Origin of the sequence: Neisseria gonorrhoeae, assembly GCF_003315235.1 — a bacterium.
Classification (GTDB): Bacteria; Pseudomonadota; Gammaproteobacteria; order Burkholderiales; family Neisseriaceae; genus Neisseria; species Neisseria gonorrhoeae.
In genome coordinates this window covers 24209-35493 of sequence record NZ_QNRU01000021.1, presented here as the reverse complement: position 1 = coordinate 35493, position 11285 = coordinate 24209, and the positions used below count along the sequence as shown (strand labels likewise).

Sequence of the window (11285 nt, the reverse complement as noted above, 5' to 3'; positions counted from 1 at the left end):
GGTTCTTTCTGTACTTCTTTCTTTAATTTGCAGTGTGTTATCTTCATATTTCGAGGGTAACATATCTGCTAATCTGGTACAGACCCAAAAACAAAGCACGGATAACACCGCGCTTTTTCATCCGCCCTGTTCCGCCCGCCCGTTCGTCAACCGCCTGCAAACCCACCGTTTACCGGCAGGAAATGCCATAAATCCCCGCCTATGTTAGGATAAACGCCTTTACCGGCCCACACAAAGGATTATCATCATGAAAAAAATCATCTTCGCCGCGCTCGCAGCGGCAGCCGTCGGCACTGCCTCCGCCACCTACAAAGTGGACGAATATCACGCCAACGTCCGTTTCGCCATCGACCACTTCAACACCAGCACCAACGTCGGCGGTTTTTACGGTCTGACCGGTTCCGTCGAGTTCGATCAAGCAAAACGCGACGGCAAAATCGACATCACCATTCCCGTCGCCAACCTGCAAAGCGGTTCGCAACACTTCACCGGCCACCTGAAATCCGCCGACATCTTCGATGCCGCTCAATATCCGGACATCCGCTTCGTTTCCACCAAATTCAACTTCAACGGCAAAAAACTTGTTTCCGTTGACGGCAACCTGACCATGCGCGGCAAAACCGCCCCCGTCAAACTCAAAGCCGAAAAATTCAACTGCTACCAAAGCCCGATGGCGGAAACCGAAGTTTGCGGCGGCGACTTCAGCACCACCATCGACCGCACCAAATGGGGCGTGGACTACCTCGTTAACGCCGGTATGACCAAAAACGTCCGCATCGACATCCAAATCGAAGCTGCAAAACAATAAGCCTTGATGCGAATCAGCACAAATGCCGTCTTCATCAAACCGCCCTGCCAACCGTAAGCCGATATGGCGGAGCACAACCCGCCGAAAGATATTTTGGCGGCAGGCGGGGCTTGCCGGAAAGTCCGGAAAGTAACGACCGAAAACAACGTTTCCCGTTTTCAGACGGCATACGATATGGACAATTTCATCCGGCCGGTATAGTGTTCGTCCTGCTGCGGCATCTTTCCGATGGCGCATTTTTTCAATATTAATTATCCGACTTACAAAGGTAAAAACATGACTGTCCGTATCGAACACGATTTATTGGGCGACCGCGAGATTCCCGCCGAAGTGTATTGGGGCATCCACACCCTGCGCGCCATTGAAAACTTTAAAATCTCCACACAAAAAATTTCCGACGTGCCGCAGTTTGTCCGCAGTATGGTGATGGTGAAAAAAGCAACCGCGCAGGCAAACGGCGAATTGGGTGCAGTAAAACCCGAAATCGCCGCCGCCATTGAAAAGGCTTGCGACGAAGTTCTGCTGAACAACCGCTGCCTCGACCAATTCCCGTCCGACGTGTATCAGGGCGGTGCGGGAACTTCGGTCAATATGAACACCAACGAAGTCATCGCCAACCTTGCATTGGAAGCCTTGGGCTATGAGAAAGGCCGCTACGACATCGTCAATCCGATGGATCACGTCAACGCCAGCCAATCCACCAACGATGCCTATCCCACGGGCTTCCGCCTTGCCGTGTATTACAGCATCGGCGAATTGCTCGACAAACTGACCGTATTGAAAAACGCCTTTGCCGCCAAAGCCGAAGCGTTTAAAGACGTTTTGAAAATGGGTCGCACCCAGCTTCAAGATGCCGTACCGATGACGGCAGGCCAGGAATTCCAATCTTTCCAAGTATTGTTGGAAGAGGAAATCCTCAACCTTGACCGCACCCGCCAACTGCTCTTGGAAGTCAATTTGGGCGCAACGGCAATCGGCACGGGCGTGAACACGCCCAAAGGCTACGCCGAACTGGTGGTCAAAAAACTCTCTGAAGTCAGCGGCTTGCCTTGCAAACTGACTGAAAACCTGATCGAAGCGACCTCCGACTGCGGTGCATATGTGATGGTACACGGCGCATTGAAACGCACGGCCGTCAAACTCTCTAAAATCTGCAACGATTTGCGCCTTCTCTCTTCCGGTCCGCGCGCCGGTTTGAAAGAAATCAACCTGCCCGAATTGCAGGCCGGTTCTTCCATCATGCCTGCCAAAGTCAATCCCGTGATTCCCGAAGTCGTCAACCAAGTCTGCTTCAAAGTCATCGGCAACGATACGACGATTACCTTCGCCGCCGAATCCGGGCAACTGCAATTAAACGTTATGGAGCCGGTCATCGCCCAATGTATGTTTGAAACCATTTCCCTCTTGGGCAATGCCGCAGTCAACCTATCCGACAAATGCGTCAAAGGCATTACGGTCAACCGCGAAATCTGCGAACGTTACGTTTTCAACTCCATCGGGCTGGTGACTTATCTGAATCCGTACATCGGCCACCGCAACGGCGACTTGGTCGGCAAAATCTGCGCCCAAACCGGCAAAGGCGTGCGCGAAGTCGTACTGGAACGCGGGTTGTTGAGCGAAGAAGAACTCAACCGCATCCTCTCCCCCGAGAACCTGATGAATCCTCATCTGTAAACATTACGGACAAATGCCGTCTGAAAGGAAGCGCCCTTTCAGACGGCATTTTTTATCACCCGACTGGTCAAAACCGATATTTAAAACCCAACAGCCATTCGTTTTGGCGGTAGCGGTAATACACCGCGTTGCTGTGTGCGATTGTTCGCCTGAAACGCAGTTCGGGATATACGCCTTTGATATTCCATTGCGGAAAACCCGCCGCAGCCATCATGATGTATTGCTTGTCGCTCCGCCGTTTGTTATCGCTGACGAAACTTGCCGCGTCATACAGGCTGCGGCGGTAGAGCAGGACGGCGTTTAAATAAGTACCGCCCGAAAAAAGCCTATACGCGCCCAGCCGAGCCGTATATTCTTTGCTGGAAGAGGATTTTTCGGGATAGGCTTTGCGTGCGGCATCGAAATTTACAAGCAGGCCGCTTTTCGGCGTGATGGAAAATTCCGCCCCCGCGCCGAGTTCGTATTGTTTGAAATCGGCAAAATAAGTTTTGCTTTGTCCGCCGTATCCGGTCTTTTTTGCTCCGGCATGTGAGTTAATGCGCCAGTGCGGGGAGAGTGTGCGCGACCAGTCGGCATCCGCACCCCATGCTCGGTAGTGGGTGTGGCGGTTGCGGAAATCGTATTCGAAATAAGGCAGCAGGGAAAAGGAGGAGCGTGCGTCGGCATAGGCGTATCCCGCGTACAGCGAACCGTTGCGATAGCCGTAATCCGGCATAGCCGCCGAATCTTTGTCTTTTTCCGTGTAGCGGTTGCCGTACAGTACACCGCGCACCTGTACGCCGTGATTCCCTTTGAGCGGGACGGTTTTTTCGGCGGTCGCGCTATAGGATGAGAAGGTCGAATCCGTTGGCGCGGGCAGGGTGCGCTCCATCAGGCACATGCCCGCAATTTCCCACACGCATTGGTTGATGCCGTTGCCTTGGTTTACATTGCTGTTATAGCCGTAGCCGAGGCTGATTTGGCCGTGCCAGCGGCGGCGTTTGCCCAGTTCGGACAGGTAGTTTTCCACGATGGGGCGGGTTTCTGCGGGAATGTCCGTTTTCAGAACTTTCTCAAACGCGGCGGCAGACTCTTTGTTTTGGTTGTCTTCGGCATAAAACCGCCCCGCTTCGAGCAGCAGGCGCGGGTTGTCGGGTTCGGCTTCCAAGGCCGTCTGAAAACTGTTCCCCGCCGCGCGGAAATCCCCTTCGTCCCGTTTTTGCAGCGCATCGGCCAAATGAATCAGCGCGGGCTTGTGCCGGGGCAGTTTGGCGTAGCGGGCGGCGAACTGCCGCACCTTGTGCCACTGCCGCGCATTGAGGGCGTGGTAAATTGCGCTTTCCAGTTCTTCCGCCGTATCGCCGACTTGGTAGATTTCGCCGCCTATCGAAATATAGCCGTCGTTTTCCTCTACTTCCCCGCGTGCCTGTTCCGTGTCCAGCCAACCGCTTTCGCGGTATTGCTGCGTTTGGCGGCTGCCCTCGTCCAGCAGGCGGCGGCGTTCGTCGGCGGGGTTGTCGGCGTGGGCGGTGATGGGCAGAAGCAGGCAGAAGAGGGCGAGGCTGAGTGGTTTGTTCATGGTTGCCTTCCGAAAAGATAAAGTAACGCAGGTTTTAATTGCTGTCCCAAAATGTCCGATAGGCCGAAACCGTATGGGATAGGCGATGTTTATTTACAAATATCAAATTTCAGGTAGCCTGTGTTGAACACGGGCTACCTGAAACCGAGCAGCAATCCGTATCGGACGGATGATTTATATGGCTTGGCAGTCGGCATAAAACGGCAGCTTGAAACTCCTCAGGGGTTAAATCGAGCCTAGCCGTTGCCAAACCAAATCGGATGGCAGCTGTTATTTGCGGGTCTCAATATCGGTGGCGCTACCGCCGAAAGCTACGTCATCGCCGACATTACCGGTACCACGTGTGGTATAGCCGGCCATGGCTGCCGCCTGGTTGCCGTAGAAGCGGCCGGTCATGCCTTGACTGGGATCGGCAAAGGTACCATTTCTGTTATCGATTTTGGCGTGATCAAAATCGACGTGATCGGAACTGCGGCTGATTCTGCCTGCCATCGTCCCGGTTATACCAGAACCGAAGGTGGCGGTTACCTGACCGGTATAGAAATCGTTCTGCCCCGGGGTGTGCTTATTGATACCCAGCACATTGTAGGTGGCGGTTCTCACACCGGTGGTGTTGCCGGTGGGATTATCGCCCACATACCAAACGGTGCGTTTACCATCCGCCATATTCAGGTCGGTGCTGATTTGCTGCGGGTTACCGGCACGCGGCGCCCATTCGCCGAAGAAGACGTTGCCGTTGCTGCCGCCCATGCCCGGCACTTTGGCGATTACCAGGCCGCCGAACTTGGGTGCGGCGGGGATTGCCGGGTTGGCTATCTGGCGCACACTGTACACTTCAGTGTTGTTGTGGTGGTTTTCATACCACACCTGACCCAACGTTGGGTTGTAGAACCAGCCGATAACCGGTTTCACATCGCCTAAGCGCAGATATTGCAGATTGCGCGTACCATCAACATTAGCATAGGGATCGTTGCCGTTAATCGGTGCCTGATATTTCGCACGGATATATTTGACCGGACCATCATCCAGATTGATGGATTTCGACCAACTTCCACCGTTATTGATACTGAATGCCAAACCGGCCTTACCGGCACCGAAAGGTTGCTTGTCAGAGGTGCCGGGGCGAACTGTCGTCGGGTCACTATTTGGATCTTGGCTTTTCCTTTGGCTGGAACCACCAGCCGGAGCAGCCGCAGCCACACCAAAAACGCCGCACAGCAAGACGGCCAACAGGGTTTTATTACGTATAGACATAATCGTTTCCTTAATTAAGAGTTAAACAAAAGCCACCGTTTTATTACCGCCGAACCGGCGGAAAAAACGGTAAAAACCATTACCTCGGATAAGCGGGGCCGGTTGGGTTTGTGCGTCCGGAGTGTTCAATTGTTTGTTGTTATATCCAATCCGTTTTCAGGTAGCCTTCCCGCCATACCCGCAGGCTACCTGAAAACCCCACTCCGCCCTGCGGCTAGAACTTGGCAGTCAGCCCAAAGGTAACCGTCCGGCCCGGCCCGGGGGCGGCAACGTTGGACATCGGGTCGAGATAGTAGCGGTTGGTCAGGTTGGTGATGCCGAGGTTGACGTTGAGGTTTTTGTGCAGCCGGTAGCGGCCATAAACATCCCAAGTCAGCGATGACCGCCAATGGTGGGGCTTGCCGGTGGTATCGAAGATGATGCCCAAATCCTTTTGCAGCAGTTGGTCGTATTGCTTGGTGTTGACCCGGCTGTGGTAGATGCCGCGCAGGCCGAGCTCCAGTTTCTCGCCCAACAGGCGCACCCCGGCATCCAGGTTTATTGAATATTTCGGCTGCAAGGCCTGATAGCCGCGCGTACTGCCGTAGCCGCCTTCGATGCAGATCGGCACGCCTTTGGCACCATAAGGGTCGTAATCGAAAGCGGTATCGCGGTCACACATCTGCTGTTTCAGGCGGTAGGTGGCACCGAGCGCGGCAAAGAAGCGGCCGGTGTCGATGCGGCTCTGCCATTCCAGCCCGGCGGTGTCCTTGCGGTCGTATTGCACGGTGCGGAAATAATCTGTGGTTTCGATCACATTTTGGATACGGTTGCGGTAGTAGGTCAGGCGCATATCGCCGGCACGCAGCCGGCTCCAATACGAGGCAAAATTGAAGCTGTAGCCGATTTCCCAGCTGCGGCTGCGTTCCGGCTTGAAGCGGAAATTTGGGGCCTTCGGCATACCGGCATAGGCCACGTCGTTATAAAAACTGCCCACCTCATACACGCTGGGGAAGCGGCTCATCTGCGCATAGCGTACGAACAGGCGGCTGTTGTCGGTCAGATCGTAGCTGACGGCGATGGTCGGCGCCCAGGCATGGGCACGGATCGGTTTGGGCTGCGCCCAATACTGTTCCTCGGTATAGTGCCGACCGATGATTTTGAGACCGAGACCGGTATCATCACCGTACTCGGGATAGCCGACTTGAAAATTGGTTACTTTTCCCGATAGGTTATGAGCAAGGCAAGAGGCCGCATCACTTCTTATACAGTCGATAGGATTCCCCACGCCTGCCCAATATCGATAATGCGTCCCGTGCAGCCCCTGCGGATTGGTCACTTTTTCCTGATAATTGCTGACGAAATCATGAAAATGCTGGGGCAATGCGCCGCTGTCCAGCTTGCCGTTGACAAACGGCACATAAACGGGGCGCACCCGATAGAGCGGTTGGTTCTGTGCCTCGTTAACCCCGCCGAACCGTCCGTCAAAATAGGCACGGCCATCGTTGCCGATATACACATAACCATCGGTACGATACGAGCCGTCATAGTATTTCAGCAAATGGTAACGGGCGCCGTGCGCCTGTTCTGCCTGTACTGCCGCGGCAATGGCGGCAGCATCGCCTGACTGATACGCCTGCCGAAGCTGTTCGGCCACCACATTCCAGTCACGCCGCTCCTGATCGCCTGCCAGTTCGAAATACGGCAGATAGGCACCATCGGCATAATGCTGGGTTCCATCGCCTGCCTGATAGCGCGGGTCGCGGCGGGCACGCCCTTCGGCCAGGGCGGTATCGAAGCCCCGGAAGTTGTGGTAGCGGATGCCGGCGGAGATTTTCAGGCGGTCGGCGGCCTGCCAGTCGAACACCAAATTGATGCCCCATTCGCGCCGCTCGCCGCCCCTGGGCCCGGCCAGCTTGGTCAGGCCGGTTACCATGCCGGCCAGGTTGAACAGGTCTTGCGAATTGACGATTTCCACTTCCTCCGCCAGTTTCTCTTTCTGATAATCGGCGGCCAAGGTCATGCTCAGGCGGTCTCTGAGGCGGAAGCGGTTGCTGATATCGAAACCGGTGCGGCTGACGCGGGTTTTCTGCTCGGCGCCGGAAATCACGCGGAATTGGCCGTTGTCGTTCGGGGTCATGGCCAACACCTGTTCTTTGGTCAGGCCGTTGACGCCGAAATCATTCATCAGGTCGTTGCAGCTGCTGTAGTTGTCGACGTGCTCGGGCGGTATCCGGCCGCGTTGGGTACACCAATACCAAACGTCGTAGAAGGGATCGGGGCGGGCGGAAGACAAATCCATGCCGCCACTCTGGTGGCGGGTGCTGTTGGTTTTGATGCGCCACAGGTTGGCCTGCAGATCGACCCAGCGGCTGTTTTCCGGCTTCCAGGCCCAGCCGAGTTTGTAGGTGTCGGTGCGGATGGTGGAATCGATGCTCTGCGCCTGTGGCGACAGTTCTTTGGGGCGGTTGGTCTCGTTGTGCTCTTCCATATTCATCACATAGGTGGTGTGGAAGGGGTTGATCTCGCCGAAGCGCACGTCGGTGCGCATATATTGCCAGCCGAGCCGATGGCTGCCGGGCAGGTGCCAGTTGTTTTTCAGCAGCAGGGTTTTGGTTTCGGTGTTGCTGTTGAGCACTTCCACCCCGGGGTGGTAGATGCGCGCCATATTTGGGATGAAGGTGGCGGAATTTTTGCAGTTGAAATCGCTGCCGCCTTCGTCGTAGCATTTTTGCAGGTCGTATACCGGATTATTCAGGTAGCCTTCCGCACCCTTGCGACCGGCGAAGTAGTTGCCTTTGTTGCGGTAGCTGTAGGCGGCAAGGCCGTCTGAAAGTTCGGTTTTGAAGGCGGCGGCGGCCATATAACTGCGGTCGCCGCCGAAGCGCCAGTTGTCGCGGCCGCTTTTGTGCTGCGGCGGGGTAAAGTTGTCTACCACCAACGCCTGCGGGCTCTGCTGTCCGGTGATCGGGTCAGAACCGCCGCCCGCGCCGTCGGCGGTGGCGCCGAGCGGCAGGGTGCGGTAGTCTTCCCAGCCCAGCCATTGGTTGAGGTTGTTGGCCGGGCGGGTTCTGTTGTTGGCAAACTCGGTTTTCAGCTGGAAGCCGAATTTCTGCCCTTCGGGCACGATGTCGCCGGCTTCGATGGTGCGGATGGTGACCGCACCGCCGACGCCCGATTTCACGCCGCGCGTGAGGGCGGGGCTTTTTTCCACCGCGATGCTGCGGAACAGGGCGGGGTCGAGGTAGTTGCGGTCGCCCACGCCGTAGTTGTTCATCCATACGTCGATGGTTTGTTCGGTGCCGTCTATGGTAACCGGGATGCGGCCCTTGCCGGTGATACCGCGTATGTTGGGCGTGATGGCGCCGCCGGCGGTGCGGGTGTTCATGTTGTACACGCCGTTTAGGCCTTTGAGTACGTCGCCGGCGGATTGGACGCGGTAGCGTTCGAGGTATTCTTTGCCGACGTAGGCGTTGGAGACGTTTTTGTAATACACGTCGTCCGCGCCTTTTTGGTCGGCACTGCGTTTGCCATGGACGACTATGGTATTCAGTTCTTTCTGCTGTTCGGTATTGTTCGGGGTGTCTGCAAAAGCCAATGCGCCAAATGCACCTGCAAGGCTTAGGATAATGGTCTTAGGTTTGGGGGAGAATCCGGACATCATGTATTCCTTATTAAGAATATAAAATGAATTTTATTAAGATACACTCATAATAAGAATTATTTGAAATTTTTAATTATTGTTAATATTTAAATTATAATTAAAAATAACTATTATTAATTAAATTTTGAATCTGCCCGTATAACAAAATGCCGTCTGAAGCAGCATTTTCCTGTTTCAGACGGCATTTTGTTATATCAATCAGCCGGATTATATGCCGAACAATGCCTTAACTTCTGTCCAATAAAACAGGCAGGCAATGGAGCATAATGACAGTACAATGCCTGCCGTATTGATTGTGTTGATTTTTTCCTTAAAGAACAATGCGCCCGAAAGCGTCCCTAAAACAATCACACCGATATTCATACCGGCAAAAACCAGCGTGGGACTGTCCTTCATCATTTGGTGCGCAGTGATGTAGGTTACGATGTTCATAAAATTCAAACCGCCCAAGAGTATGCCGCCGACCACGCTCTCAACGCGCCATCTGACCGATTTGGCAAACAGGCAGGCAAACATCAGCACACCCGCCAGCGCAAATGCAACCAGCAGGTTGCCCGCAAATGCCGTGCCGCTTTTGGCAATCTGTTTGAACAGGATGTCGATAATGCCGTAACCCGCCCACACACCGAGCAGCAATAACGCCTGCCGCCACGCGCTGCCTGATTTTTTGCCGCTGTCGCTTTTCCAAAGCAGGCAGAACAGTGCGGCAAAGGCGAGGCACAGTCCGATCAGTTTGCCTTCACTGAGTTTTTCGCCAAACAGCGTCAAAGCGGCAACAATCGGTAAAAACAGCGACAAACGCTGCGCCGCGTCGGATTTGACGATACCGGCGGATTCTACGGATTTGCCCATAATGACAAATACGGACGGCAGCAGCACGCCCAAAGCGGCAAACAGCGGCCACGTCGGCAAAAATGCACCGATATTGCCGACATCCGGCTTCAATACCGACAGGGTCAGTATGACCGCGACCACATAATTGACGGCGACCGCCTGCGCGATGTCGATTTTTTTCTTCCTTGCCATTTTCAGCAAAATGGAAACCGACACGCTGAACACGATGCTGATTAACAGGTAGGCCATGCTCTATATCCATTTCTCGGGCGCAACCGCCCTGCCGTCGTTGAAGCGGATAAAGCCGGCGATGATGCGGTAGAAATACCAGACGGTCGTTGCAATAATAATCAGCACGCCGATGCCGAAACGGGCAGTCAGCGCGCCCAAAAGATAAAGCCAAAATGTGCGCCAAAAGGTTTTAATCAGGTATTCGGTATGTGCGGCATAGACAATGCTGTCCAAACTGTTCCGTTTCATATAGGCGAGAATCACGCCGACTATGGGCATGAACTGTATGATTGCACCCAAACCGAACAGGATGTAGGCGGCGAGGATATAGTTGCGCCCGCTTCCGCTGCCGGACGGTTCGTAAGCATGGCGCGAACGTGAAGCCTGCCGTTCAAACTCCCGTCTGAACGCCTGTTCGCGGCGCATCTGTTCGCCGTAAAACTGCTCCCTGCGCGCCTGTTCGCGGCGGAATGCCTCTTCCTGCCGCCCGCGTTCCTCATGCCGTCTGAAGGACGCGTCGTATTGCGTCCGTTTTGACAGGTCGGAAAGCGTATCGTAAGCCCGTTGGATTTCTTTGAACTTTTCTTCCGCCTGCAGATTGCCCGGATTGCGGTCGGGATGGTATTTCATCGCCAGCTTGCGGTAGGCGCGTTTGATTTCGTCCGCCCCCGCCTGCGGCGACACGCCCAATACGGCATACAAATCTTTGTCCATATTGCTCCTTATACTTCCCGGTCAAACCGCTGCCTGTATTGTTTTCGGGTTCAAAATATTTAAATCATCGGGGCGGATACCGATAATGAACCCGCGTTTTCCGCCATTGATATAGATGGTTTCCAAATCCATCACCGACTGTTCGACGTAAATATCCAATTTTGTCCGGATGCCGAACGGCGTTGTGCCGCCGACCAGATAGCCCGTCCACTTGTTTGCCTGCGCAGGCGCGGCGGGTTCGATGTGTTTCGCACCCAAATGCCGCGCCAGATTGCGGGTTGAAATCTGTTTGTCGCCGTGCATCAAGACAATCGGCCCCTTACCGTTTTCATCTTGCAAAACAATGGTTTTAATGACCAAGTGTTCGTCTTTGCCGAACAGTCGGGCAAACTGCGCCGTGCCGCCGTGTTCCTCATAGGCATAGGTAAAAGGTTCAAATTCGATGCCGTTTTCACGCAAAACGCGTACGGCAGGTGTTATCGGATAAGTGTGTTTACTCATTTTTCGTCATGCAAAACATGGAAATCGGTCAAGCGCAATGTTACCATATATCCCCTTTATCGAAGGAA

At 54.4% G+C, this 11285-nt stretch carries 9 protein-coding genes; 3 read left to right on the top strand and 6 right to left on the bottom strand.

Annotated elements, in window-relative coordinates:
- Window positions 1-247 precede the first annotated feature (247 nt).
- From DFR77_RS08875 to aspA, 3 genes are all read left to right on the top strand, one after another.
- Window positions 248-808, top strand: a complete 561-nt coding sequence (locus DFR77_RS08875; RefSeq protein ID WP_003689000.1) for a YceI family protein — start codon at window positions 248-250, stop codon at window positions 806-808.
- A 63-nt stretch (window positions 809-871) separates the two neighbouring features.
- Window positions 872-1009 (top strand): hypothetical protein, encoded by a 138-nt coding sequence (locus tag DFR77_RS08870; RefSeq protein ID WP_003691361.1) that lies wholly within the window; start codon window positions 872-874, stop codon window positions 1007-1009.
- Window positions 1010-1084: 75 nt separating this feature from the next.
- Window positions 1085-2482: an aspartate ammonia-lyase gene (gene aspA / locus DFR77_RS08865; protein ID WP_003689002.1), complete on the top strand. Its 1398-nt coding sequence runs from the start codon at window positions 1085-1087 to the stop codon at window positions 2480-2482.
- Window positions 2483-2549: 67 nt separating this feature from the next.
- Here the strand turns inward: aspA and DFR77_RS08860 are convergent, their stop codons facing one another.
- The 6 genes from DFR77_RS08860 to ybaK all read right to left on the bottom strand — a co-directional run bounded on the left by DFR77_RS08860 (window position 2550) and on the right by ybaK (window position 11217).
- Entirely contained in the window at window positions 2550-4040 is a 1491-nt protein-coding gene (locus tag DFR77_RS08860; protein WP_003692928.1) for a surface lipoprotein assembly modifier, read from the bottom strand.
- 270 nt (window positions 4041-4310) lie between these two features.
- Window positions 4311-5294, bottom strand: a complete 984-nt coding sequence (locus DFR77_RS08855; protein WP_003689006.1) for a Slam-dependent surface lipoprotein — start codon at window positions 5292-5294, stop codon at window positions 4311-4313.
- 214 nt (window positions 5295-5508) lie between these two features.
- On the bottom strand, window positions 5509-8937 hold the full coding sequence (locus tag DFR77_RS08850; protein ID WP_113852097.1) for a TonB-dependent receptor domain-containing protein: 3429 nt from the start codon (window positions 8935-8937) through the stop codon (window positions 5509-5511).
- Window positions 8938-9144: 207 nt separating this feature from the next.
- Window positions 9145-10020 (bottom strand): DMT family transporter, encoded by an 876-nt coding sequence (locus DFR77_RS08845; RefSeq protein ID WP_003689009.1) that lies wholly within the window; start codon window positions 10018-10020, stop codon window positions 9145-9147.
- A gap of 3 nt (window positions 10021-10023) precedes the next feature.
- On the bottom strand, window positions 10024-10716 hold the full coding sequence (locus DFR77_RS08840) for a DUF4870 family protein (protein WP_003691370.1): 693 nt from the start codon (window positions 10714-10716) through the stop codon (window positions 10024-10026).
- Window positions 10717-10737: 21 nt separating this feature from the next.
- Window positions 10738-11217: a Cys-tRNA(Pro) deacylase gene (gene ybaK, locus DFR77_RS08835; protein WP_003691371.1), complete on the bottom strand. Its 480-nt coding sequence runs from the start codon at window positions 11215-11217 to the stop codon at window positions 10738-10740.
- Window positions 11218-11285 lie beyond the last annotated feature (68 nt).